Here is a 26,335-nt window from a genome sequence, read left to right on the forward strand (position 1 = left end):
GTAACAATAATTATTGCCTAAGAAAAGAGCTCTTCTTTAACCAGTTTTCTTAATATAGGGCATATGCAGAGAAAAACTGTTCGAATGCCCGTGACTTGAACTTATCAGCTTAACGATAGACGCCATGAATTCATAACGGGATAATGAATTTATACCCATACGTTTCATTTACATCAAGCTTGGCCTCTCACTGTGAGAAACATATACATTAGGATAAAAAAATATATTCAGCGTCATCGACATGCACCTACTGGACCGTGGCAGTGGTTTTTTGGTGCAAAGGATACCGCACAGTCGTTTCTGTCGCGCGCGTTCTTCGCGATGGATCGTTTATTGCTCATCTTTAAAAAAGATGAGGTGAGATTGTTGCATTGTGAAACCGATGCCATTGAATTTGAAGTCATGTGCATTAATTTGCTCCGCAGGCCGGACAAGAAACGCTTTATGGAAAAACAGTTTGACGGCACCGGCCTGAAGGTGCACATCTTTCCGGCAGTCGATGGCTTGGCTATCGATGTCCCCAAGTTGATCAACGACGGTGTTCTGGCAGAAGATAATTTTTGTCCAGCCACCGGCATGGCCCTCATCCCAGCTCAGATAGGCGCCTATCTTTCACATTATGAATTATGGAAAACCGCGCTGTCGTTGCCGAACGAGATCTCGCTCATTCTTGAGGATGACGCATTGTTAGTCTGCGACATTCCCCAATTGGAAGTGTACGCGCGCCATATTCCTGCAGATACCGACATATTTTTTCTCAATCGTAGGAAGAACAAAACGCGACCGGTTAGCCTCTATGCCTCAACGTTTACCAGCCGGTTTTGGGGATTGACGGCCTATTTCATTACCCGGAAGGGAGCCGAAAAGCTGGTAAGGCTGATGTTGCCTATCCACAAAAGCGCCGACGAAGCGATCAACGAGTTAAATAAGCTCGGAATGATCACTTGTTATTGCGCACGAAAAGAACTGGTGGTGGAGTGCAGTAACTCAAGGGATGAACGGAACTTCCGGTTTGAGAGCGATATCATTACTCGAACGAAGGAATAAATGGCTCATGTCATTCTTTCAAGGAAGAATTCTGCCGGCGAGTGAATGATGAAGTCTAAAAAAGCAGTAAAGGCGGTCAGGCAAGATGACCTCGAGCTCAACACGCGCAGTTCATGAATGGCAACTGAGTATGTCGGGCTTGAGACCAACACCGCCTGACCGGATACATATCAATTCTTCAGAGCTTTCTTAAAGGATAAAGTCAGCCGCATTGATGCCAACCGCTGCGGCACCATTGAGTTGAATTTCAAAATCGGCAGTCTGATTCCCATCGCCTTGCGTATCAAGTTGAACGATAACATCAGCCCCGGAAGTGAAAAATCTGACTTCACCCGCAGTTCCTGTAAAGGCGACATTGCCGATAAAAGTAAACGCTTGATTTCCAGCCACATTGAGATCGGCATCGAGCGACGAGAAATCTATGTCATCGCTATTATGAGCAAAGTCAGTAATGACGTCGCGGCTAGCTCCAACAGCGCTTTCCGTGATGGCATTGTAGTCGAAATCATCGCTTCCGCTACCACCAGTCATGGTATCTGTGCCTGTTCCACCGATAATAATATCGCCGCCCGCGCCTCCACTGATCGTGTCATTACCGCTCACGCCAGAAAGAAGATTACCGTTACTGTTACCGGTGATCACGTTGGCTGCACTGTTACCTGTGCCATTGAGCGCAGTCAGAAAACCTGCGGTATTGTCCAGCGTAAGATTTTCGAAATTGGTTTTCAGGGTTGTGCTGGCATTACGCGTAATGACCGTATCGGTACCCTGACCGGCGATTTCGCGGATATCATCGAGTATTGAATTGATCCTGTAAATATCATTGCCGGCGAATCCCATCATCAGGTCGTTGCCAAGCGACCAATTGGCATTCAGATCATCTGCTACAGCGGTTCCCAATAAAGGCAGGGCGGTATTTCCATCATCACTGAAGATTGTTCCATTGATTATTGCCATGATAAGTCTCCTTATACTGTTATTTGAAAGAAATAATCCAAATCAGTCTGAATGAACGATCATTCAGATCAAGAGTGAATACATGCAATGCATGCCAATGCGCGTGTGATAAGGGAGCGTTTCTTGATGAGTAACTTCACGCAAAATTACTTTTTTAATATATACATATTTGAAGAAGGGGCATAGGGTTTTTTTGCTTTTTTATGAGGTCTTTTTTGCATCTTTAGAGATTTGCAGAGGCTTCGACGAAGCTGGCTGTGCATCCATCAGGCGTGTTAATTTGATCTGGCAGCGTGTTTCTTCTGGTAGCTTGAGGGCGTCATGCCGTTATGGCGGCGAAATAATTTTGCAAAGCTCGAAGTATCGGTGAATCCGCTGAGTTGCGCCACATCGGTGATGGTGATCTGGGGATTGCGAAGAAATTCTTTGGCCTGCGTGATGCGGTAGCGGATCAGAAATTCCCGGAAAGTCATATGATGCTCAACGCGGAATTGCCTGCTGAAGGTAAACACGCTCATCCCGCACAGCGCAGCCATTTCTCTTGCGGTGATCTTTTCGTGAAAATGGGCTGCTACATAATTGACCGCTGAAAGCGTGCGTTGCGATAGCCGCGCCGGGGATATGAAGTGAAATTCCGGCGGAATCTGGTAATGCCGCATAAGGTTGATGCGTGGCTTGGAGAGCTTGGAATTGAACCGAGGAGCGGCCAGTTGAGCCATTTCTTTAAGCACGGCATCGATACTCAGCGGTTTTACCAGATAATTTCTGACTCCCGTTCGGAATGCCCAGACCGCCAGATTTTCGCTGTGCTGTACAGTCAGCATGATGACGGGAATGGTGGAGTAGGCGGAGCGGATTTGGCGAAGTAATTGCAGGTCGGGCAGATCGGGAAAATCAAAGTCGAGGCAAATGAGGTTTGGCTTGATATGCGTGATGACACCGGCCATCCGATGTTTATCGATAGCCTCATGTACTCGATAGATGGCGATATCTTCATTTGAAATATCAATATCCTGTGCATTGTTCTTGTTCTTGCAGAGAGTTATCCATGCTACCCTGGCTTCATCAGCCTTCATATGCAGTACCTCCCCCTGATCATTATTTTTCGAAGAACACTCTGAAAAAATGCTGCGATCGACCATGATGAGCAACGTATTCATTGGCCAGGTGTAAACGACGCTTTTGCTTAATTTCTCCCTGCCTGGCCATCGGTTTCCGTCTTTGTCAGAGCTTTCTAAAGTTGCATCACTCCTGAGAATTGAATTGTGGATTTTCCCAAATATACGCTTTTCATTGCCGTTGTTGATAAATACTGTACTGATTCAGATCAATGGGCGTGTTCCCCGGGAGGAGGCATCACCTCGCCTTCCTGATTGAGCTGCGTCAGCTGTAATGTCAGAGCACTGATATTTTGCCAGCCATATCCTTCAAATTGCGCAACCCAGCGGGCGCGCAAATAGCCGAACCGATCGGTAATGAACTCCATATGACCGGGAAACATGCCTTTGCCTGATAAATCCGGAACCGCCCTGACTCGCCGGTACAGCCAATAAGTATCTTTGATTTCGGGCCATCCCTCCGTGACGATCGGAAAAGGAACGATGTCAGCAATCTGCTGCAATTCCTCATCGGTTAGTGCACGGATGGGAACCGCCAGAATCTCGGTATTGAGATCCTTGATTCGCTCATAGGCTGCGGCAAGCTGGAAAAAGCGCTCCTTCGATTGTGGCCATGAAAATAACACCAGCAGCACATTTTTTTGCAAGCGGAAATCCTTCAGATTTCCACCGGAATGATCATGTGCGGAATAATTGAACACTGGCGCTGCGACAGCGGGCATTTCAGGAACGATCATGCTTCCCAGCAGGCGGGCATCGAAACCGCGCGATAACGCATGCAGGAAATTGACCAGATCCCAGCGATCTTCTTCCGATAACGAGGTGGAGAAACCCGGCATTTGAGTCCCAGGAATTCCGTCGGATATCCAATGAAAAATGTTTCCAACCGTGTGCCGCGCAGTGTGCGGTTCGGTCAAGAGATCAGTGGGATCTTTTTCCGTCGGATCAGTCACTACACCGGTGCCTTTGCCTTGCGGGCCATGACAATTGACACAATGTCCAGCAAATAATCGCGAACCATTCGATATCGACACGGCATCGAATGGAACGGTCGGTTTTTGATAGGTTTCAGGATATGCCTGAATGGTAATGGGCGGTAACACGATGGCTAGCGCGATGACTGCCAGGATGCCGGGAACCAGAACCCGTGTTTTCCGGCTCCAGTCGACGATCGCACCAACCCAGATTGTGCTGATAGCGACTGCCAGCAGCGCAACCCCGAGCCATACCAGTTCGGGTACATTCTTTTCGTCCCAGGTGGCGCCGATCGAGAAACGGAATGGATAGGGCCAATGCTCGATAATGGCATGCTTGGCCGGCAAGGTATTGGCTAGTAGGGTGGCGAGCAGCACCAATACTAACGCCATGAAGAATTCGATACGCACCCATTTGCGTAAATGAGCGATGACTTGCGGGGTCCGCGAATTGTCATTCTTCTGCGAAAAAACCGGCAACCATCGATAGCGTGCCTGATAGGCAATCCATAGAATCCCGGCAAGAACGGCCAGCTTGGCATTCAAGAGCCAGCCGTAAGCAGTCGCGACCAACGTATGGTATTGCGACGCGATCATGCGGTCGGCGGCAACGACACCGGTCAGCGCCAGCAGAAGCATGACCGGTAATGCAATGGTGGAAAACTGCTCAAGATAAGTGGCGTTCGCGCGTCGCATCGCCGGATCGGATTTTTGCCGATCCGTATGGATAATCAATAAAAAAGCCGGCAACGCGCCGAACCACATGCCGGCCAGCAGGATATGCAATGCGTAGGGCGTAATGGATTCGAAGGAAATTTCTTCGGCTCCGGAATGACTGACGAGTGACCCTGCAATCAGTGGCAGGGCTGCCACAGCCGCACCGATAGTGTAGTGCCAGCGCACCCGGGGTGAGTGGCGGATGATGAGCATATAGACCAGCAGCAGGATCGCCAGCAATTCTCGAGCTGCCCAGATGTGACCGATGCGAGTCTGTTGTACGATTTCCAGCCAGGCGCTGAAATTCCAGGCGTCGGAGGAAACTCCCGTTGCTGCGCTCGTGGTTGTGGCCAGAATGCCGAGTAACCCGACAATGACGATGGCGGCAAGCCACGGAAAAGCTTTTTCCAGGCGACCTACCCAATCCGCCGCAAATACCGATTTCTGGGCGCTGATTATGGCCAGAAACACACAGCTGCCGAACACGATGAGATTGGCAGTCAATTGCGACCAACGGGCAAATGTAGAAATGATTTCGATCATGATGATGTATTAGGGATGATAATAGTGATGCTTTGATAATATGTGCGCTGCAGCTTGTGCCAGCGATCCAGTTAAGGTGATGGATATGAACGGGGCGGCAGATGGAAAATAGATGGATTATTTTACAAGAATGTCACTGGCAAACCTACCCTGATATGGAATTCGGATGAGATTTCAGTCGTCATGAAGAAAAAACTCATGGAAAACAATCTGCATCTGAATGATGGTTTGAGCCAGTAGCCAACGAATGAGAAAAACACTGAACTTCGTACAGAAACAAGATAGAGGAAAAAATGAAAACAGTATTGATTACCGGGGCAAATCGAGGTATTGGATTGGAATTCGTGCGGCAATACGCCGCCGATGGTTGGCGTGTTTTTGCATGTTGCCGCGATCCTGAAGCAGCAAGTGTATTGAATGATGTGGCGGCTCGTCATGTTGATCAGGTGACAGTGTATCCGCTGGATGTCGCCAACCATAAACATATCGAGCAATTGTCGCAGGCACTGGCTGGAGAAGCGATTGATGTACTGATCAACAATGCCGGCGTATATCCACCGCAGCAGGGTGATGTTTTCGGGAAAACGGATTACGACGCATGGGCTTATGCCTTTGAAGTCAATACCATGGCGCCACTGAAAATGGTGGAAGCATTTATTCGGCAGGTTGCGCGAAGCCACCGCAAAGTGATCATTACGCTGACCAGCAAGATGGGCAGTATTGCCGATAATCGCGGCGGCGGCAGCTATATTTACCGTTCCAGCAAATCGGCAGTGAATAATGTCATGAAAAGTTTATCGATCGACTTGAGTTCAGAGCAAATCATCGCAGTGCTGTTGCATCCTGGCTGGGTCAGAACCGACATGGGCGGCCCGAATGGGTTGATTTCACCGGAGCAAAGCGTCGCGGGCATGCGGCAGGTGATCGATAAGTTGAAATTGAAGGATTCCGGACAATTTTATGCCTACGATGGGCAGATCGTTCCGTGGTAATAGCGGCTCGTTTATTGCCGGATTGCTGTCGATCGGCATCACCCTCTTTCTTCTGCGAAAGATAAGTCAAAGCTGGAAGGTTGCATTACACTATGCACTAGTTGCTGCTATATCAATTTAGCGCGGCAAACCGGACATTTTGTCACGTCATCATCAAGGGTCGAGTACTCTGATTGGATGAACATCAAAAATCAAAAAATGGTTAGACCTTCTCGCTCCGAGGGGTTAGCCGAAGTTAGCAATAAGGATTACACGCGTCATGACACATATACACCATCAAGTTTTGCCAGAAGGTACTCAAATTGGCGTCTACGAAATCAAGGGCATTGCAAAAATCACTGCCTTCGAAATCACGTACCGGGCCTGGAATCATCATCTCAAGGAACAGGTAAAAATACGGGAATATTTTCCGTATGATTTTGCCCAGCGCACAGCCGATCACCGCGGCGTGGAACCCAAGTCTCCCGAGGACAAGGAAAATTATGACTATGGATTGAAGGCTTTTTTGAATCAAGCCGAGGCGCTTACCCAGTTCGAGCACCCTCATATCGTGCCCTTGGAAAATATTCTGCCATTCAATGGAACAGCCTACATGATCATGGGATTCCGCGAAGGCATGCCGCTGTCGCGATTGGTGCAATCGCAAGCGTCTTTCGCCGAAGCAGAACTGAAATTCATTCTGGCATCGATTTTGAGTGCCCTGCAGGAATTGCATGAACATAAAATTGTGCATGGCGGTATTCAGCCGGCGACGATACTGATCGGCAAAGAAGGTTTGCCGTTATTGGTCAATGTCGCCAGTGCGAGACTGGCGATTGCCGCACGCACTACTCATTACGCTGAAGAATTGGCCACTGGTTATGCGCCGGCTGAGCAATATGAGCCTGCCAATGTCATCGGGCCTCCGACGGATTTTTATGCTTTGGGTGCCACGATCTATGCCTGTATGACGCATCGCCAACCGGTTGCCGCGCAGATCAGAAAAACGGCGTTGAGCCGCGATGAACCCGATCCGATGGTGTTGCCGCCGGAGTCTGCAGATGTTGCCTATAACCCGGAATTATTGGAAGCGCTCCAGTGGATGTTACGGCCCGATTATACGGACCGGCCGCAATCCGCTGCTGAGATTCTCGCTCTGTTGAAATCGGAACAGATCAGTGCTGTCTCAGATGCCGTACCGCATCGACAAGCCAGTCGGGATTACACGGACGGCCGTCCGGCCACTAAGAATACCGTATTGCTGGGTATCGTGATCGGAATCGCCGTGGCCGTCGGGGTGGGCGTATGGTTGAATGAGAAACCTGCCGAAGCGCCAGCTATTCAGTCGACTGCCATGGATGATCAAACTGCAGTACCCTCGACCCCTGCTGAAACGGCCATCGCAACAGAACCCATCATTGATCAACCGATCGCTCAAGCAGTTGAGCGGCCGGAACTTGCCAACCCGGTAGTAACCGCAGCAGAACCTGAAGATGCAGAGATCGCTCATACACGGAAGGATACTGCCCAGCAGTTCAGTGTTACGGAACAATCTCGATCCCAACAAATGGAATTACCCAAGCAATCGAGTGACGCGGACACCATCAACCGGCACTTAGCCGCTGCCGGAAGAGCCTTTAAAGAGGGTCGTCTGACCACGCCTGCAAAGGACAACGCCAACAAGTACTATCGAATGGTGCTGGATATGGATCCCGATAATTCGCAGGCACGCACAGGCCAACAGAAAATAGTCGGTCGGTATGTGCAATTCATTGACTCGGCCAAGGCCCGGGGCCAGCGGGATATTGCGAAGCGTTATTTGCAAAGAGCGGAATTTGTTCTACCCGATGATCCGCGGCTGGATCGGGTTCGGGCGCAATTGGCAGGGGCGCGGTGAAAATGATTCTTTCAGAATCATTCAATGCAGCATGGTCAAGCACAGCAGCTTGGTTTATCCGAACTTCTTCGGTTTGAGCTAAGCAGTTTCAGCGCTCTTACGCGCGGGTCTCGATAGGATGGCATTCAAATAACGTGCCACATGGGGGTAAGGTGAGAAATCGAACTCGCCACCGCGTGCATAGGATAGAACTCCGGCCATATTGATATCAGCCACGGTAAATCGATTAGCGATTAGCGCATCTTTGTCCGCAAGGTGATCATTCAAGACTTCGAGCGGTTTTGCCAATTTCCTCTCAGCCAGGTGGACCAGATCCGGGTTTCTCTCGCTCTGATCCAGAGCTTTTCGATGAAGAATGAGATCGACACAGGATGTTTCCATTTGCGTGACGGCAAAAAAAGCCCATTTATAGATTTGCGCTTCATCTTCCAGCCGGCTAACCCACAGTTTTTCTGCACCGTATTTCTTAGCAAGATAGAAGTTGATGGCCATTGCTTCGGTCAGTACTAGATCCCCATCCACCAGTGTCGGAACCTGCGCAAGCGGATTCAGCTTGAGATAATTGGAAGCATTCTTTTCCTCAGTAAAGGGATTGATTTTGACATGCTTGAAATCAAGGCCGAGCTCTGCCAATGTGAACAGCACATACTGTGCTCGTGACCATTCAATGCCATACAAGGTGATCATAGATTTTCTCCGCGGTGTTATTCATATATCAATCGATTCTAGCGTTTATCCAGCCTGCGATATTGAATTGCCTCGGCAATATGCTGAGCGCTGATTTTTTCAATGCTTGCCATATCCGCGATGGTTCGGGCCAGTTTGAGGATGCGATGATAGGCCCGGGCTGATAGGTTCAAGCGGCTGATGGCCTGCTGCAATAGATTTTCGCTGGCGGAATCCAGTGCGCAGAGTCGATCGATGTCGTTGACAGTCAGACGGCTGTTTGCTTTGCCTTGGCGATCGAGTTGCCGCTGGCGTGAATTCTCGACGCGTTGCCGGATGGTTATCGTGTTATCGCTGGCCATTTGCGGTCGCATCAGTTCTTCCTGGGGCACGGTCGGAACTTCAAAGTGCATATCGATACGATCCAATAATGGGCCTGAAATCCGTGCACGATAGCGGTTGATCTGGTCAGGCGTGCAGTGGCATTTGCCGTTGGGATGGCCGAGATAACCGCAGGGGCAGGGATTCATTGCTGCAATGAACTGAAACTGAGCCGGAAATTCTGCCTGGCGTGCCGCGCGCGAGATGGTGATTTTCCCGGACTCCAACGGTTCGCGCAGGACTTCGAGTACTTTACGGTCGAATTCCGCGAGTTCGTCGAGAAATAATACGCCATGCATGGCCAGTGAGATTTCTCCCGGCCGAGGCGGACTGCCGCCGCCCACCAGCGCAATGCCGGAGGCGGTGTGATGCGGGGAACGGAAAGGGCGGCGCTTCCAATGATCGATGTTGAAACTGCCATGACTGAGGGATTGAACAGCCGCGGATTCCAGTGCTTCGGTCTCGGTCATCGATGGCAGAATACCCGGGAAGCGGGTTGCGAGCATGGATTTTCCGGTACCGGGCGGGCCGACCATCAAAACGCTGTGCTCCCCGGCAGCAGCTATTTCCAAGGCGCGCTTGGCATGAGATTGTCCCTTGACGTCAGCAAAGTCGGGGTAGCGTGGATCATGACATTCGTCGCGGTCAGTGGATGCGTGCTGGCACAGGGGCAAGGATTCATGGCCCAGCAGATGGGCGCAGATCTGCAGCAGCGATGTGGCTGCATATACCGTGGCGTTCTTGACCAGTGCTGCTTCGGCGGCATTCTGCTGCGGTAGAACGAAGCTGCGGCCCGATTGTGAGGCATTGAACGTCATCGCAAGCGCGCCATGGACCGGACGTAACGCGCCAGTGAGCGCCAGTTCTCCGGCCCACTCATAGCGATCTAGTTGATCGCCAGGAATTTGGCCGGTGGCGGCCAGGATACCCAACGCGATCGGCAGATCGAAGCGCCCGCTTTCTTTGGGAAGATCGGCAGGCGCTAGGTTAATGGTAATACGCTGCGCCGGGATTTTGAATTGCGCATTTTGCAAGGCTGCCCGGACGCGATCCTTGCTCTCTTTGACTTCAGTGTCCGGAAGACCGACGATGGTGAAGCTGGGTAGACCATTCGAAATATGGGTTTCTACCGTCACCAGCGGTGCGTGCATTCCTGACAAAGCGCGGCTGTACAGCACGGCGAGCGGCATGAGCGCGCCTCAATCCCGTGAAGATGCGTAATCAACCACGATACCGATGAAAGATGGCGGAAATTGGAATCAGTGATGGCTCTTGTCTGATCCTTCGTGTACATGGTGCGATTCGGTTTTTGAGGGTTTTTGCATCGCATGGCTCAGTTTTGCTTCCAATTCGGAGACTTTCGCTTCCAGAATGATCAATTTCTCGCGGGTGCGTTGCAATACTTCCTGCTGAACGTCGAATTCATCTCGGGTCACTAAATCGAGCCGCGTAAAAGCGCCCGACAGCAACATCCGGACATTCTTTTCAATATCCTTGGCCGGACTGTTTTGCAGTATTTCGCTGACTTTGGCGTTGATTTCATCGATGACATGTTTATTGAGCATAGCTAGTTCTCCTGATTGTATTAACGCACGACTTGATCGGCTGATTGTGGCGACTGCGTGATAAAATGGCACCTGTCATTAGAGCTGACGTCAGGTGATTATCCACTGTTATTACCGAGGATGCCAGTTTTTACGGCTGCACGGCTATTGTGCCATGCAATTTACATCGGATGAAATAGGCTTATACCCTCATGAGTGAAGAACAGGACGACGTATGATGGGAAAGGTGAATGGATCGTAGGCAATTAGTTGAGCATTGGGTCAAGAGGCAATTTCCGCAACAGTCATTTACCATGCAACCGGCGTCGGCAGACGCTAGTTTCCGGCGTTATTTCCGGGTTTTCGTTGAGGATCGGACGTTCATTGTCATGGATGCGCCACCGCAACACGAGGATTGCGGGCCATTTCTGAGAATTGCCGGTATCCTTGCCGAAGCGGGGGTACATGTGCCTAGAATTCTGGCTTTCAACGCCGAACAAGGCTTCATGCTGTTATCCGATCTCGGCAGCAAGACCTTTCTGCAGGCGCTGACCGATCAACCAGAAATGGCTCAGGCTTTATACAGCGATGCGATGGATGCATTGATCAAGTTGCAGTTGTCGCAGCAAACGAAGAGCTTGCCGCCGTATGATCAAGCTTTGCTGTCGAGAGAACTCGATCTGTTTCCTGAGTGGTATATTGCCAAGCATGCGCAAAAGCGTCTGTCAGAGCGGCAACAGAAAATTCTGGATGATGTGTTTGAGCATATCCTGCGGAATAATCTGGCTCAGCCGAGGGTGCTGGTGCACCGCGATTATCATTCCCGCAATTTGATGGTGACGTCGCCCAATCCTGGCATCATCGATTTTCAGGATGCGGTGTATGGCCCGATTACGTATGATCTCGTATCCTTGTTCAAAGATGCTTATATCCGCTGGGATGAAGAACGCATTCTCGATTGGGTGATCCGCTATTGGGAAAAAGCGCGCGCTGCTGGATTGCCGGTAGGCGCTGATTTTGCATCGTTCTATCAGGATTTTGAATGGATGGGCGTGCAGCGCCATTTGAAAGTCCTGGGAATTTTTGCGCGCCTCCATTACCGTGACGGCAAATCCAGCTATTTGGATGACATGCCGGTGGTGATGGACTATCTGCGCAAAACCTGTGAACGCTATCGCGAACTGAGTTCGTTGCTGATTGTGCTGGATGAATTGGATTCCGCTGAGTCGAGCCAGAAAATTGGCTATACCTTTTAACGCTGTGCCTTTCAAAGCCATGATTCTCGCCGCCGGCCGCGGCGAGCGCATGCGTCCTCTGACCGATCACTCGCCCAAACCGCTGCTCAGGGCGGGCAGTCACTCTTTGATCGAATATCAACTGACCAATTTAGCGCGTGCCGGATTTGTCGAGATCGTCATCAATCATGCTTATCTAGGGTACATGATCGAGCATGCGCTCGGTACGGGTGAGCGCTATGGTGTTACCATTCGGTATTCGCCCGAGAAAGTCGTGCTGGAAACGGCTGGCGGCATAGCGAATGCATTGCCGTTACTGACGGATGAATCCCGGTCGTTGCCTTTTTTAGTTGTGAATGGGGATATCTATTGCGACATGGAGTATGCCGCGTTACTGCCGGTGATGCAGGCGATGCATTCCAACCGGGATAACTCCATTGCTCATTTAATATTAGTGGACAATCCGCTGCATCATGCAATGGGTGATTTTGCCCTGCAGGGAAACAAAGTGGCGCTGGCCGGGGTCAATAGCTGGACGTTCAGCGGTATCGGCGTATACCGACCGCAGTTGTTCGCTGACGTGAATCCTGGTTTACCGGCGAAATTGGCGCCGTTGCTACGAAAAGCGATAGAGTACGGCCAGGTTACCGGTGAGCGTTTTACGGGACAATGGGTTGATGTGGGAACGCCCGATCGGCTTGAGTCACTGGATCGACAACTCTCCCTGAGGCAATGCAGTACTTGAGATTATTGGTTTAATCAAACAATATAAATATTTATGACGCAATTTCAGCAATTCAAAAGTCGCCGGCAAATTTTTGCAGCCAGAATGGAGAGTGGCGTTGCGATTATTCCGACTGCGCCGGAACAACTGCGTAACCGCGATGCTCATTATCCGTACCGGTTCGATAGCTATTTTTATTATCTGACCGGCTTTCGTGAGCCCGAGGCTGTGCTGGTGATCATTGCGGCTAGCCGTGATACTGCAGCAAAGCATATTTTGTTTTGCCGTGAAAAAAACCAGGAACGGGAGATATGGGATGGTTTCCGCTACGGTCCTGATGCTGCCAAGGAGGTATTTGGTTTTGATGAAGCCTATCCGATCGCGCAATTGGATGAATTACTTCCAAAATTGCTGATCAATCAACCGGCTGTGTATGCGGCATTCGGTCATGATCAGTCGTGGAATCAACGGATCATCGGCTGGTTGAATCAGGTGCGGGAACAATCGCGCGCGGGTGCGGCGCCACCGGCAGAAATTCATGATTACCGCATCGTGCTCGATGACATGCGGTTGATCAAGACAAGCGATGAGCTTCAAATCATGCAGCGCGCGGCGGATATTTCGACCCAGGCGCATCAGCGCGCGATGCAGACGACTTGTCCTGGCATGCGCGAATATGAGATCGAAGCTGAGCTGCTGTATACCTTTTACCGGCATGGTGCACAAGCGCCGGCATATACATCGATTATAGCAGGGGGCGCCAATGCCTGCGTGCTGCATTATGTCGAGAATAATGCCGAACTGAAATCCGGAGATCTGCTGTTGATCGATGCCGGTTGTGAGCTGGATGGATATGCCTCCGATATCACCCGTACCTTTCCCATCAGTGGCCGGTTTACGCCGCAACAACGGGATATTTATCAATTGGTGCTGGCGGCGCAGATCGAGGCCATTGCTCAAGTAAAGCCAGGCAATCGATGGAATGATCCGCACCAGGCTGCTTTGCGGGTGCTGGCCCAGGGTTTTATCGACCTAGGATTATGCCAGGGCAGTGTCGATGCGATACTGGAAACTGAGGACTATAAACGTTTTTACATGCATAAAACCGGCCACTGGTTGGGCATGGATGTGCATGATGTCGGAGAATATAAGCAACAGGGTGACTGGCGCGAGTTTCAGCCCGGCATGGTGCTGACCGTTGAACCCGGTTGTTATATTCGTCCGGCGGATAATGTTCCGGAACATTTCTGGAATATCGGAATACGCATTGAGGATGATGTCTTGGTGACACACACCGGTCATGAAATTCTGACGACTGCGGCACCCAAGACGATTCCCGAGATAGAGGAGTTGATGCAATGAATGATGATGAGCAACGTAAAATTATTATTGACAGAGTTTCTGAATTTCACCGTGCCGGGGAGGATGAGCGACCCCACGTTCCCATATCGCCGCTGAATCGATGGGCTACTTACCTCATGCTGATTCCGATCGTGGTCGCGATGGTGCTGATAGGCATGTTCTTTTTTGCGGCTTTTCTTGCGCTGCTGGCTGTCGCCGTTGTCGTCATTGGCATACGATTCTGGTGGGTGCGCCGGCAATATGAGAAAGCCCGGCAGCAAGCCGATGATACCAATCCTCCGAAAGAAGGCGATGCTTCGATTATCATTGAGGATGCGCAGATCATCGAAGAAACCAATACCTATCGCAACAAATCACAGAAATGAACATCGGTTTCGAGCCGATTGGTCTGCCTTCGCAATCATTGGCTATAACGGCAAACATGTAGCCAGTCATTTTCTCCAGCAAGGATATTTTCTATGCTCATGTCATCCACTGACCCGGCATCGGGTGAGACGCTTCATACCTTTGCTACCTGGTCAATGGATCAGACGCATGCCGTCTTGAGGCAGGTCGAGCATGCTCATGCGGGCTGGGCGGGGCTTACCATCGAACAGCGATCGCATGCCATGCGGCAACTGGCGCAAGTGTTTCGTCGGCATCGGGAAGAGTATGCCAATCTGATTACCGAGGAGATGGGAAAGTTATCAAAAGAGGCTCGAGCGGAGGTGGATAAATGTGCGCTCGGCTGTGAATACTATGCTGATCATGCGCAATCGTACTTAAACGACGAGATCATGGCTTCTGACGCCAGCCGTAGCCTCGTGACCTATCAACCATTGGGCATCCTGCTCTGCATCATGCCGTGGAATTTCCCGTTCTGGCAATTGATTCGCGCTGCGGCGCCGGCAATGATGGCTGGTAATGCAGTGGTATTGAAGCATGCTTCGAATGTTCCACGTTGTGCGCTGGCATTGGAACAGGCATTTCAGCGGGCCGGGTTTCCTGCAGATGTTTTTCGGACGCTGATGATCACTGCCGATCAGACTGAATCGGTGGTGGCCGATCCGCGCATTGCCGCCGTCACATTGACCGGCAGCAGTCAGGCGGGGCGTAAAGTGGCGAGCATCGCGGGTCAGCATTTGAAGAAATGCGTGCTCGAATTGGGTGGCTCGGATCCCTTCATCGTGCTGGAGGATGCGGATCTGGAAACCACGGCGCAACAAGCGCTGTTTGCTCGTTTTCAGAATATGGGGCAGAGCTGTATTGCCGCCAAACGTTTTATCCTGATCGATTCTATTGCCGATACCTTCATTGAACACATCAAGACATTGGTTAACCAGATGCAGTGTGGAAATCCGAAGAATGAAGCCACCACGATAGCGCCGATGGCGCGTGATGATTTGCGCGCTGAACTGCAATCGCAAGTCGAGCGCAGCCTGGCGGCCGGCGCACAGCTTGTTGTCGGCGGCTTTGCTATTGAGATGCCGGGCTTTTATTACCAACCGACCATACTGGATCATGTTTGGCCCGGTATGCCTGCTTTTGACGAAGAATTATTTGGCCCGGTGGCTGCCATCACGCGGGCAAAGAATATCGAAGAAGCCGTTCAATTGGCAAATCGCACGCCATTTGGTCTTGGAGGAAGTGTATGGACCGGGGATATCGCGCGTGGCGAAGGATTGGCCCGGCAGATTCATGCCGGATGTACCTTCGTGAATGGCGTAGTAAAGAGTGATCCCCGCTTGCCATTCGGCGGCATCAAACATTCTGGCTATGGACGGGAATTATCTTATTTTGGTATTCGTGAGTTTGTGAACATTAAAACAATCTGGATCAAATAGTTCTCCACTGGATCGTCTTAATGCCGACTGGTCTTGTGGGTTACTTCTTGATCAGCTGTTATGGCGGCGCTTGTGAAAAATCGATCGACTGTTGAGTACATTCTTATGTCGCGCCTTGTGGAATACTTTGTAAAAAGAAGGTTCATTGGCTTGCGCCAATAATGTAAAAAGCTCCTGATTATTCGCGTTTCGTTTTAACTGCAGCAGCAGGGCGGTGAGACCGGAGACATGTGCCGTGGCGAGAGAATTTCCCGATACGAAATCATAAGTGCCGTTCGGTAGTGTCGTCAGGATGTCTTCTCCAGGTGCAGCCACCGAAAGAACGGAAGATCCATCGGTGGATTGCACCGTTAGGTTGGTTAAGCTGCGGACTCCGATGACACCCGGTTGCCGGGCGGGAAAACCGGATTTTTCATCTGTGGTGTCAGCCTGTGAAGCAATCACGATGATTCCTTCCTGAACAGCTTTATCGATGAGTCTGGCCAACAGCGGGTCATGCGGGCCAGTCAAGCTGAGGTTCAGGATGTCAATGTTCATTCCAATGGCTGTGCTGATCGCCAACGCCAACGTGAAGCTATTGCATGCTGCATCGAGGCTTCCTGCTTTTATTCCCCAGCAGGCTTTCAAGGAAATTACCGAACTGTCGGGAGCGATGCCGACAATGCCCCGACCATTGTTTGGTTTGGCTGCAATCACACCCGCAATCGCTGTACCATGGTTATCACCAAACGACCGGGATGATTTTTGGGCGACGAAATCCTTGCTTTCCTGGATTTGTCCTTTCAAATCGGGGTGATTGGTGTCTACACCGGTATCGATGATAGCAATGGTGACGTTCTTTCCGGTAGCTCGATCGTGGATATCAGCCAGATTCAACGACTTGATGTGCGTTTGCAGGCGGTAATAGGGATCGCTGTAGCGATTCTCAGCCATGACCTGGAAAGTATTCATCGCTTGTACGCTAGCGATGCGATTGTCTTTCGATAGCGCACCAATGACTTCTGCTATGGTTTGGCCTTCATTGATGAGATATACCACGCAATGTTCTCCGATTTCCTTGATGGGCCATTGCGATAGAATTTTTAATTGGTAATCCTTTTCAATATTGGAAGCAATCCGCTGACTCCAGGTCGAACTGCTGTAATGACCGCGCCGACGGTAGGATTGATTGACGACTCCAACCGGAATACGATCGATGTGCTTATCCACGTAGGTTACCAGAATGATCCGTTCCGCCTGTTGGATATCAACGATGTGCGGGTGTATGGGAATTTCCTGTTCCATGGCTATGACGGGTAGTGCCATTACCAGAATCGATAGCAGTAGGGGAACTGATAGCAGACAACTTGGCAACTTATTGAACATCGGAACTATTTCCTATCTGCCGAGGATAAACCATGTGCCAGCTCTGCAAAAATAACTCGGGTATCGTTATGTAAGTATGCAATCGCAGTCTGGATGTCTTGTGGATGTGTGAGTTGGTCACCGATCTGAACCAGATAAACGCCATTATCCGACGGGCCCTTAACGATTTGGGCAGAGACTGCGTTCAGAATGGCGCTGATTTGCTCCGGATCGGATTGATCAGAAAAGACAACTCGTAGCATATTCATGCTTTCTTCCCCTACGACCGTATTGGCCAGTGTTCTGTAATCGCTTCCGAGCTCGGTTCGGTCGATCAGCGAACCCAGCATGAACGGTAGCGACAGTAGCAGCAAGCTGGCCGCCAAGGCCGTGTACTGCACAAAACTAAGAAACTGCTGTGAGAAGAATTTTGAATCTTTTTTGGCTTCGTGAGGCTGGGTCAGTGTACCTACACTCGGTTGCTTCTCAATTTTCATTTTCAATTGTGCAAAAGAAACTTGGGAAACTTGTTCCAGAAGGTCAATTTGCTGCATTCTTTCAACCAATTGCTGCTGCTGATCCAATTCGATTCTGCACGTGATACAGAATTTGACGTGATGTCTTACGCTGGCTTGCTCGACTGGATCCAATGTATTATTGATATACCACGGCAGCAGATTCCATACTTTCTGATGCTCGCTGCGAGTGGATATTTCATCATTCGAAGAAAACATTATTGACTCCTGTCCTTAAGCTCTAGAAATAATTTAGCTAAAATTTTACGTGCATGAAACATTCTCGTTTTTACTGTATTTTCAGGGCACTGCATGATTTCTGCAATTTCATGATAATGCAAGCCCTGATAATAAGTCATTTCCACCACCGCTCGTTGTTCAGTAGACAACTTATTGAAAGCCATCTCCAGCCAGTTACTGACTTCCAATTCTTCGACCCACCGGCCTCCGCTTTCGGGAAGATAGTCCATCTCTTCATTAAACTCTGTCGATCGATCTTCTCGAACCGAGCTTTGTTCAGCGCTCTTCAGTGATTTTAAATAAGCTATTCCCAAAATCCATGTCGAAGGACGGCACACGTAGTTATAAGTGGACGCCTTTTCCCATACGACGTACATGACATCATTGATAATTTCTTCGATGCAATCATGGCGTTTAACGATATGGAATATAAATTGGTACAGCCGGTTAAAATAGAGCTGGTAAAGTTTCTCAAAAGCTTCGACATTCCCTGTTGCGGTTTCGGCAATCAAATCTCTTTCCTTAACCAGTTGTTCTTGGGAACTAAAGGTTATTCGCACGGTTGATGTGGGTAACTCATGCATGGTATTTCATTATCAAAGTGCCGGCGTTAAGATTCTCGCAAAGTGATGCGTTCATTCCTCACGATCGAAAAAAAGTTCATTGCGGTGAAAAAAAGCTCTTCAAGCAATGGAGAAGTGCTTTGAAAACAGTGTGTCTAGTCATTCTCGCCGTCTTTTCAAGATATCCTTAGAACCCAATTGTCATCGAAAATACTGCCCGATGATCGGCAACATGCGGGTAAAATTGCCAACCGGCGGCCATACCATGCGCCTGAGTGGATGTATGAATACCTCCGTAATAACGAACATCGATGCCGATATTCTTGGAAAAATGCAGGGTTAGGCCGGATGTCCAGTACAAATAATCATAATGTAGATTTTTTTTCTGCTTGTTATAGCCTAAAGTGCCGGATAGTTCGATAGAATCGCTGATTGGGTAGCGACCGGTTATTTCTGAGTTGAATGACATGTGGTTCTGGTTGTAACTATTTTCGGAAACATTGAAATTGAGCGATACGAGGTCACGAAAGTGGCTGTAAATGTAAAATTCATTATAGTCAGCATCTTGGCCAAATATCTTGCCATCATAGAGATAGCGGGTCCATGCGGTATTAAATCGCCAATCTTCCGATAACTGATAAGCAAAACCTAGATAAGGTCTGAATTCCAATGTTGAGCGATCATCATAGCCATGATCGGCAAAATTAATGGTTGAAGCAGACGAACCCAGGAAAATTCCTGATTTAAATTCATAATCGATATTGCCCTGTATGACAGGCTTGCCATTGCTCTTGGAATAACCACGCCAAATATAATCGGTGGCTCCGGTAATGCCGCCGCTTAATTTTCCATTGAATTCAGCTGTGCAATGAATCGAATAAAACATCGTCAGCAGCAGAAATAATAATTGATGATTCCTCCTCCGAGAGTGAACAGTCTTCTGTGGATTCGAATAAGGAAAAATCATTAAAAAGTTAAATACCAGAATAATTGAAATTGAAATCTTGGAAACAGGCTTTGCACTGCTGTGTCAAGAGTAACTGGATTCGATGGGTTGCTGTATTTAGATTACAAGGTATTTATCGTTGTATTTTGTGTATTGCGCAAATTGTGAAGGTAGAGGTTATTGGGTATTCTCGGGGAAAGCTCTGAATTTCGAGTTTCCTAAAGTATATGAACCTTTTTCAATGCTGACAGAATAAACGGCTTACAATAAAAAATTTCATTCCTGAATTTTGTAGATATCTAATTAGGAAAATAATGATGAAGAAGTTTCACAGGGAGATCATATCAATCATGGATTTGATTGTTTTATCGGTAATCATGTCGAGTGGGGTAGGGGGAACGGGTTGAATTCCCAATATACGAAATTTTCTCGATTGTATTGCTGTCTTTTCTTCTGCTGTTATCAGTTTTTACTCTTCCACGGTTTCAAACAATCTCAATAGCTCTTGATTTTCTAATATTTCACTCATTTCATCGAGCTTAGCTGTTCGAATTTTAAAGGTTGGATTGTACAAGGTAGAGACAATGCGTCCGTCGCATCATGCCATGAAGCCTTCTTGTCGTTCGCACGAGGATACCGAAAAACATCTGGAATTGAACCTTTTGTTCTGTACGCTGGATTAACAGCAGGAAACAGGAGCGAAAATGCGTAAAGGCGTGCTCCAAACCATTTTGATGACCAAATCTAATAAGAATAAAATCGAGGAAATGAATATTTCATCCATAAGCCAAGAACGCTTACTCAATGCCAAGCTAGGCTACACTTCACGTAATTTATCGATCGAATCCGTAACCACGTTATTACATGGGGATGGCATTATCCCGGGTTCAGGAGATATCGCGCTGGCGAGAGTCACCGCCATAGGTCAACAACATGAGCTCGAACTGGCTCATGGCCGGCCTTCCGCATTATCCATCGGCGATGAAATCATTGTTTGTTTTGGACATTCCATGAATCCATTTGAATTTCAAGTGCCTGAGGATTTGCAATCCTGCCATTTGGTGGCCCCCGGTGGCATTGCCGCTTTGGTAAATGTTTCGCTTGCTAGTGCCCAAACGTTCACTACCATTCAACTAGTTGGTTTGCTTGCTGACGGTAATCAACGGTGTATCAATTTGAAAGACACTGCTTTGCCAAGAGTAGTTAGTCTGTTTCCTCATCCATTCACGATCGCGATCGTCGGTTCATCGATGAATACAATGAAAACAACCCTTGATCTCATTTGCAGCTTGACGCAGGCAGGATATCGCGTTGGGGGTGGCAAAGTGACCGGTATTGGATCAGGGCAGAATACATGGCTACTGACGGATGCCGGAGCAAAAATTGCACTCGATTTTACTCATGCGGGTTTCCCGTCCACGGATCAGATTTTACCTGAGCAAGTCAATTTCATTCTCGAGACATTGATCACCCATTTGAGTGTGGCGAGAATGGATGTCATCGTACTGGAAATATCCGATGACTTAGTGTGTCAAGAAACCACCTCCGTGCTTGATTCTAAAATATTTGCAAAAATCGTTGACGGTATAGTTTTTACAGCCAGTGATATGATGTATGCCCTCGCAGGGGTAGAGCTATTAAAACAGCATGGACTATCCGCTACCGCAATTGGCGGACGATTTGCTGAATCTGAATCGGCGAGCGCCGAAACCGCATCCGCTATTGGATTGCCAGTTCTGGATAAGGCATTACTCAGTCCGGAAAGAGTAATCGATATATTCCAGATTCCCGTCCAGATACCTTGTCAAGAAAGTCAGTGCATGGGCAATGCATTAGGGAAACGCTGATTAATTGCGCGAGGGAATCGCTTCGTTGTGCGGTGCACACTGTATTTCCTGTCTTGTTGAGTTACCCGGGTTTTCGCATTCCGTGCGCCTACGCTTCATTTCGTTCACATAATCAATCAGCGTTTTTATAGTAACTCTGATGAAAGCAGCTATCGAAGGTTAGGCAAAGCGAAGGCGGGTGAAGATGCTCAGTCGACGTGGGTATACATTGATACGCCCTGTACTCATGCAAACTTCATTGGATGATGAACGCATGGCTGACGAATTGATCATCTTCCCATTCTGAACGCATGGTATTCCGATTCTTTAGAGAAATTGTCAAACACAAACAGTGGCTCAGGAATGGGAAAAGTGGGAATCCAAAACGTAACAAGATCGATTGCCCCGCTGGCGGTACGGCTGGCTGTGTGAACCAATCCCCACAGGATTCCCTCAGCAGTGCCTTCGAGAATATTTTCGTCCTTCTGATTCCATAAGCCGATATTTTTAGGCAATTCCATCCAACCGGTTGCAACGTTGACGACACCACTGAGGATTTTTGTCCCGGCTCGATGCATATAAATATTGGCCGTTATTTCTTCACTCGCATAAACCTGGGATGCAAAGGGATGTAAAATCAATAAAATTGATATTATTTTGATCAGTCTGTTCACGACTAATATCCTAAAAAATGGAGGGGCAGAGGCAAATAAACTATCCAACACTGGTTGAACTACATCACTCTTGCTTGCACTTGATGAATAAATTGCGAATCACCATCGAGCCGGATTGGGTCAAGAACCCTATTGAGCCTGTTGACGTGCCGGCGCTGAATTCACGAATTGCAGCCGAAAAAGGAACGATATTGCCTTGTTGATTGAGCAAATAATAGCCACGCGCCCCGCAAACTTCGCCGGCTTTTTCCAGGCAATTGCTATAGTTCATTCCAGAACCGCTGCAATTGATGTTATAACCTTTGGTTCCATCAGCCAAAAAGACCTCTCGGGACGACGGCGCCGCACATCCTTGAAGCACGGCAGCGCCAATAATAAAAATACAAAATATGCGGATCATATTGATTCCTTCTGGTTAAAATTTGCGCAATAGACATCGCAATCACAATACAGCCGTTTCTTCGTCAATTTTATACCATAGATGGGTGAAAGTGCTTCTGAGTCATCCTTTTTATCGCCACTTATCGATAATATCGTTTAGTGAAAAGACATTTCCTATTGCATTTTTCGGAGAGGAATAAATTTCTCCCACTATGGCGCAGCGCATGAGATTGATTCAAAATGCATCATGTTCGCCCGTATCCGCATTATGGCAGGTTGATTATTGATGGAATTTTTTCTTGTGAAATTCGTGTTGATCGGCATTGTCATGGCCTTTGCCAATATGTGTAATACGCTTTATTTCAGAAATGTCGCCAAGAAAAAGGCGCACACGGCTGCATTTTGGTCGGCTATGCTTATTCTGGTCAATGCAATCACCATTGTGCATTACGTCGAGGACCAGGTATATATACTGGCTGCATTGCTGGGGACCTACGGGGGTACCTTTTTCACGCTCAAGTGGGAACAGAAAAAGATGGAAAATTAAGTCCAAACGTAATTACAGTGTCAAATTCTCCATCAGAACTTTGGTCTAGGATGAGTAGGCTTTCAGAACAAAAGCTACTTAGCCTGATGAACTAAGATCAAGCTCAACATGTTTTTCTGCACCACCTAATAAGTCTTTTCCGATTCTTTTTCTGATCATCATTCACTCCCTTTTCCTACATATTTTTCCTACATATATCTAAGTACTTGCTCAGTTTTGCTAAGTAATTTCCTAGAAGAAAATAAGGATTTTGCCAATATTTATTTAGTTTTGGTAAATATATGATCTTAAGAGCTTCTAAGGGGAAATAAGTTATCAATTTGATATCAGTAATTTTGAAAAACAAATGACTGGGTTCAGTCATGGAATTGTTGGAAAAATTATTTTATATCTTTGATTCAGCCACTCTTTCCTCTGCGCTTATCACACTACCTACATCCGCATAGGTGGGGGCTATGACTACTCATAATAATAAGTAGCTCGAAAAAACAACAATGAGTTAATTACCAACGTGGTTCTTTTATTACGCGGTGGAGGGGTTTTTTCTAAAGGAAGGAGAAGAGAGATGAGTAAGAAGATCATAAATCCAGTCAGTTCTAGTCGACACGAAACAGCAGTGTCTAGATACATGCAAGAAGTAAGGGAGATCGTAGCGGCTGATCTCAGTCGCCGGGATTTGCTGAAGATGGGATTGACTGCCAGCGCAGGCGGATTGGTATCCGTGGGCGGTAGCGCATTTTTTCCAAATTTGGCAGTGGCAGCGGCTTCCAATATTCATATCAGTCCACCCTGTACTAAGCCATGGACTGATCCGTTGCCCATTCCAAAAGTATGTGTTCCCGTTGATGAATTCGAAGGCACAGATATCGATAAGGATGGCTGCAAGAGCGTCATCACCCGCTTTAATCCAGGATGGGATGAATTCTGCGATTTCAAAGAAGCACGGGTTGAAACGCACCAGCGGTGGGAAGAATTTGGAGGTAACGCAGGAATTACCGCCAGGTATGAACTGATGGCCCGAGAGATCGATTGGAATTTCTATCCCAGTGCCGAGTATCCGAATTTCAATTCCAAAGTCTGGACATATACCGATTTGAACAGCGATGCGGTCGGCGTTCTGCGTATCAAAGCTCAATATGGTCATCCCATCATCATGCGCATGTATAACGCGTTGCCGAAGGATGGGAATGATAATCAGGGTTTTGGGATCAACCAGATTTCACCGCATTTACACAATGCGCATAATCCGCATACTTCGGATGGCGGTCCTACGCGCTTTTACGACAGCGGTACCTGGTGGGATCACTGGTATCCCAATGTGCGCGCTGGTTTTGCCAGTACCCACAAGAATGGCACCACGCGCGATGGCTTGTGGTGTCAAGGAGATTGGCAGGAAACCCAGAGTACATTATGGTTTCACGATCATCGCTACGATTATACGGCGCAGAATGTATACAAAGGCTTAGCATCCTTTTACACCTTATTCAGTGATGACATCAAGCTGGATACCGACGACGAAACGACGGGTCTGCGCCTGCCCAGCGGCGAATACGACATTCCGATGCTGATTACCGACAAATCCTTTGATACCACCGGCCAAATGTTCTGGGATCCATTCATGACCGAAGGCTTCCTGGGCGACCAGCAGACCGTGAATTTCAAGATCAAACCCAAGCTTTACGTCAAAAAACGTAAATACCGCTTTCGTTTCCTGAATGGCGGGCCTTCGCGTTTCGTTCAATTGTTCTGGAGCAATGGGAGCAGCTTCACGCGCATCGCCAACTGTGGCAATTTGCTGCCGAAGGCGCAAATCGTACCCAGCATTCGTCTGGGTGTTGCCGAGCGTGCCGACGTGATCGTTGATTTCAGTCAGTTGCCGCCTGGCACGGAGCTATATCTGGAAAATCGGCTGGAACAAATCAATGGCCAAGGCCCTACCGGCAAAATTCTAACTTCCAGCAATAAAACCAAACTGCTGAAAATCATTGTGACCGATAATGCCGTGCAGGACGATAGCGCGCCCATGAACACATTAAAAACGCAAACCATGGTGCCGATGCCTTTGCCGTCCAAGAATCCGGCAGTCAAACAACGTACGTTCCGTTTTGGCAATCTCAATGGTGCCTGGACTGTCAATGATCAATTTTTCAATAAAGATGTGATCAGCGCATATCCAACCGAAGGCAAGGCCGAGGTATGGACTCTGAAATCGGGAGGCGGCTGGTCCCATCCCATTCACATCCATTTTGAGGAATTCCAGATCATCAGCCGCGACGGCGCTGCATCGAAAATGAACATCGAGGACAAATCGCGCAAGGATGTGGTGCGTATCGGACAAGCTTCGTGGAACACGAGCGGCTCGAGCGAGGTGAAATTGTATATGCAATTCCGTGATTGGCATGGTGATTATCCGATGCATTGTCACAATGTAGTCCATGAGGATCACGGCATGATGGTGCTGTTCAAGGTCGTTCCTTCGACTGATCCCAACGCCGGTAAATAATTTGGCCATAGCTCAGGAGATTACTTCAATGAATAAACGAGAATTTATCAAGGGTGTGGCTGGCGCCTCGATTGGCCTGGCTACATTGGGTTTGGGCGTAGCCACGATGGCCGCGAATGTACAACCGAGCAGCGAATCCGCAGTCAAGTCGCTCAGTAAATCGGAGCAGCGCCGCCGGGATCGTTTCCCGAACATGACGCTGCTTACTCACGAAGGCAGGCAAGTACGGTTTTACGACGATCTCATCAAAGATAAAGCTGTCTTCATCAATTTCATGTATGCCCGCTGCGGTGACATCTGTCCGGGTATGACGGTCAATTTGAAACGCCTGGAACATGAGTTTGGCGGTCGGGTTGGACGTGACATTTTTATGTACTCGATTACGTTGGAACCCGAACATGACACCTTGGCCATGCTGAAAGCGTATGCCAATACGTTCGAAGTCGGTCCCGGCTGGAAATTCTTGACGGGAACCAAACAGGACATCGAGTTATTACGTAGAAAACTGGGATTTTACTATTCCGATCCTGAGCGGGATGGGAATAAAACGGAGCATACCGGAATGATCAAGTATGGAATCGAAGCTTTGGAACGATGGGGGACGAGTCCGGCTCTGGCCAATCCCAAAGCGATTGCTCAATATTTTTACTGGATGGAACCTAATGGAGCAAGGCCAGTACACGGGGCAGCGCTGAACGCGGTAACGCAGGCAAGTTAGCAACAAAAAGTGATTGCCGACGAGATGATGGCAATCTAATCAAACAAACACGTCGAGTAACGATATTTTGTTGGCCCGCGTGCAATCAGCGCAGTTAGTACCCCGCTGCTTGCGGCGGG

24 protein-coding genes are annotated in these 26,335 nt (G+C 48.5%); 12 read left to right on the forward strand and 12 right to left on the reverse strand.

All coding sequences use genetic code 11. The features are described from left to right. Window positions 1-192: 192 nt before the first annotated feature. Entirely contained in the window at window positions 193-1,047 is an 855-nt protein-coding gene (locus tag ABF87_RS07755) for a glycosyltransferase family 25 protein (protein WP_160828563.1), read from the forward strand. A gap of 189 nt (window positions 1,048-1,236) precedes the next feature. Here ABF87_RS07755 and ABF87_RS15270 read toward each other — a convergent pair whose 3' ends face one another. From ABF87_RS15270 to ABF87_RS07770, 3 genes are all read right to left on the reverse strand, one after another. After that, window positions 1,237-2,004, reverse strand: coding sequence for a M10 family metallopeptidase C-terminal domain-containing protein (locus tag ABF87_RS15270; RefSeq protein ID WP_160828564.1), 768 nt, complete (start codon window positions 2,002-2,004; stop codon window positions 1,237-1,239). 275 nt (window positions 2,005-2,279) lie between these two features. Then, complete coding sequence (locus tag ABF87_RS07765; RefSeq protein WP_160828565.1) at window positions 2,280-3,080, reverse strand: response regulator transcription factor; 801 nt, start codon at window positions 3,078-3,080, stop codon at window positions 2,280-2,282. A 251-nt stretch (window positions 3,081-3,331) separates the two neighbouring features. Then, window positions 3,332-5,356, reverse strand: coding sequence for a CopD family protein (locus tag ABF87_RS07770; protein WP_160828566.1), 2,025 nt, complete (start codon window positions 5,354-5,356; stop codon window positions 3,332-3,334). A 293-nt stretch (window positions 5,357-5,649) separates the two neighbouring features. Between ABF87_RS07770 and ABF87_RS07775 the strand changes: the two genes are divergently transcribed. Together ABF87_RS07775 and ABF87_RS07780 are read left to right on the forward strand one after the other, a co-directional pair. Then, window positions 5,650-6,348, forward strand: coding sequence for an SDR family oxidoreductase (locus ABF87_RS07775; RefSeq protein ID WP_160828567.1), 699 nt, complete (start codon window positions 5,650-5,652; stop codon window positions 6,346-6,348). Window positions 6,349-6,607: 259 nt separating this feature from the next. Then, on the forward strand, window positions 6,608-8,224 hold the full coding sequence (locus ABF87_RS07780; RefSeq protein ID WP_160828568.1) for a protein kinase: 1,617 nt from the start codon (window positions 6,608-6,610) through the stop codon (window positions 8,222-8,224). A 78-nt stretch (window positions 8,225-8,302) separates the two neighbouring features. Here ABF87_RS07780 and ABF87_RS07785 read toward each other — a convergent pair whose 3' ends face one another. From ABF87_RS07785 to ABF87_RS07795, 3 genes are all read right to left on the reverse strand, one after another. Continuing rightward, a complete protein-coding gene (locus tag ABF87_RS07785) occupies window positions 8,303-8,911 on the reverse strand; it encodes a glutathione S-transferase family protein (protein ID WP_160828569.1) in 609 nt (202 codons plus the stop codon). 38 nt (window positions 8,912-8,949) lie between these two features. Further along, window positions 8,950-10,461, reverse strand: a complete 1,512-nt coding sequence (locus ABF87_RS07790) for a YifB family Mg chelatase-like AAA ATPase (protein ID WP_160828570.1) — start codon at window positions 10,459-10,461, stop codon at window positions 8,950-8,952. A 69-nt stretch (window positions 10,462-10,530) separates the two neighbouring features. Further along, entirely contained in the window at window positions 10,531-10,836 is a 306-nt protein-coding gene (locus ABF87_RS07795) for an accessory factor UbiK family protein (RefSeq protein WP_160828571.1), read from the reverse strand. Between the two features lie 230 nt (window positions 10,837-11,066). On the opposite strand from ABF87_RS07795, the gene ABF87_RS07800 reads away from it, so the two are divergent. The 5 genes from ABF87_RS07800 to ABF87_RS07820 all read left to right on the forward strand — a co-directional run bounded on the left by ABF87_RS07800 (window position 11,067) and on the right by ABF87_RS07820 (window position 15,959). Then, window positions 11,067-12,071 (forward strand): phosphotransferase, encoded by a 1,005-nt coding sequence (locus tag ABF87_RS07800; RefSeq protein WP_160828572.1) that lies wholly within the window; start codon window positions 11,067-11,069, stop codon window positions 12,069-12,071. 19 nt (window positions 12,072-12,090) lie between these two features. Then, complete coding sequence (gene murU, locus ABF87_RS07805; RefSeq protein ID WP_160828589.1) at window positions 12,091-12,795, forward strand: N-acetylmuramate alpha-1-phosphate uridylyltransferase MurU; 705 nt, start codon at window positions 12,091-12,093, stop codon at window positions 12,793-12,795. Between the two features lie 33 nt (window positions 12,796-12,828). After that, window positions 12,829-14,136 (forward strand): Xaa-Pro aminopeptidase, encoded by a 1,308-nt coding sequence (pepP, locus tag ABF87_RS07810; protein ID WP_160828573.1) that lies wholly within the window; start codon window positions 12,829-12,831, stop codon window positions 14,134-14,136. After that, window positions 14,133-14,501 (forward strand): hypothetical protein, encoded by a 369-nt coding sequence (locus tag ABF87_RS07815; protein ID WP_160828574.1) that lies wholly within the window; start codon window positions 14,133-14,135, stop codon window positions 14,499-14,501. Before pepP ends, ABF87_RS07815 begins: the two co-directional genes overlap by 4 nt. A 99-nt stretch (window positions 14,502-14,600) precedes the next feature. Further along, the gene (locus ABF87_RS07820) at window positions 14,601-15,959 is read left to right on the forward strand and encodes an NAD-dependent succinate-semialdehyde dehydrogenase (RefSeq protein ID WP_240143590.1); all 1,359 of its coding nucleotides are present in this window, start codon (window positions 14,601-14,603) and stop codon (window positions 15,957-15,959) included. Between the two features lie 51 nt (window positions 15,960-16,010). Here the strand turns inward: ABF87_RS07820 and ABF87_RS07825 are convergent, their stop codons facing one another. The 4 genes from ABF87_RS07825 to ABF87_RS07840 form a co-directional block, all read right to left on the reverse strand. Then, window positions 16,011-17,264: a S8 family serine peptidase gene (locus ABF87_RS07825; protein WP_240143591.1), complete on the reverse strand. Its 1,254-nt coding sequence runs from the start codon at window positions 17,262-17,264 to the stop codon at window positions 16,011-16,013. Between the two features lie 65 nt (window positions 17,265-17,329). Continuing rightward, a complete protein-coding gene (locus tag ABF87_RS07830) occupies window positions 17,330-18,037 on the reverse strand; it encodes a zf-HC2 domain-containing protein (protein WP_160828577.1) in 708 nt (235 codons plus the stop codon). Then, complete coding sequence (locus ABF87_RS07835) at window positions 18,037-18,642, reverse strand: sigma-70 family RNA polymerase sigma factor (RefSeq protein ID WP_160828578.1); 606 nt, start codon at window positions 18,640-18,642, stop codon at window positions 18,037-18,039. Before ABF87_RS07835 ends, ABF87_RS07830 begins: the two co-directional genes overlap by 1 nt. A gap of 166 nt (window positions 18,643-18,808) precedes the next feature. Continuing rightward, on the reverse strand, window positions 18,809-19,507 hold the full coding sequence (locus ABF87_RS07840; protein WP_160828579.1) for a TorF family putative porin: 699 nt from the start codon (window positions 19,505-19,507) through the stop codon (window positions 18,809-18,811). 764 nt (window positions 19,508-20,271) lie between these two features. Between ABF87_RS07840 and ABF87_RS07845 the strand changes: the two genes are divergently transcribed. Further along, a complete protein-coding gene (locus ABF87_RS07845; protein WP_240143592.1) occupies window positions 20,272-21,414 on the forward strand; it encodes a DUF1611 domain-containing protein in 1,143 nt (380 codons plus the stop codon). Window positions 21,415-21,683: 269 nt separating this feature from the next. Here the strand turns inward: ABF87_RS07845 and ABF87_RS07850 are convergent, their stop codons facing one another. Further along, window positions 21,684-22,067: an exosortase system-associated protein, TIGR04073 family gene (locus ABF87_RS07850; protein WP_345789895.1), complete on the reverse strand. Its 384-nt coding sequence runs from the start codon at window positions 22,065-22,067 to the stop codon at window positions 21,684-21,686. A 64-nt stretch (window positions 22,068-22,131) separates the two neighbouring features. Continuing rightward, on the reverse strand, window positions 22,132-22,467 hold the full coding sequence (locus ABF87_RS07855; RefSeq protein WP_160828580.1) for a hypothetical protein: 336 nt from the start codon (window positions 22,465-22,467) through the stop codon (window positions 22,132-22,134). Between the two features lie 267 nt (window positions 22,468-22,734). Between ABF87_RS07855 and ABF87_RS07860 the strand changes: the two genes are divergently transcribed. The 3 genes from ABF87_RS07860 to ABF87_RS07870 all read left to right on the forward strand — a co-directional run bounded on the left by ABF87_RS07860 (window position 22,735) and on the right by ABF87_RS07870 (window position 26,216). Next, window positions 22,735-22,995: a hypothetical protein gene (locus tag ABF87_RS07860; protein ID WP_160828581.1), complete on the forward strand. Its 261-nt coding sequence runs from the start codon at window positions 22,735-22,737 to the stop codon at window positions 22,993-22,995. 628 nt (window positions 22,996-23,623) lie between these two features. Then, window positions 23,624-25,498, forward strand: a complete 1,875-nt coding sequence (locus ABF87_RS07865) for a multicopper oxidase domain-containing protein (protein WP_160828582.1) — start codon at window positions 23,624-23,626, stop codon at window positions 25,496-25,498. Between the two features lie 28 nt (window positions 25,499-25,526). Further along, a complete protein-coding gene (locus ABF87_RS07870; protein WP_160828583.1) occupies window positions 25,527-26,216 on the forward strand; it encodes an SCO family protein in 690 nt (229 codons plus the stop codon). The last annotated feature ends 119 nt before the right edge of the window (window positions 26,217-26,335 follow it).

This window comes from Nitrosomonas sp. JL21, assembly GCF_009833095.1.
Lineage (GTDB): Bacteria > Pseudomonadota > Gammaproteobacteria > Burkholderiales > Nitrosomonadaceae > Nitrosomonas.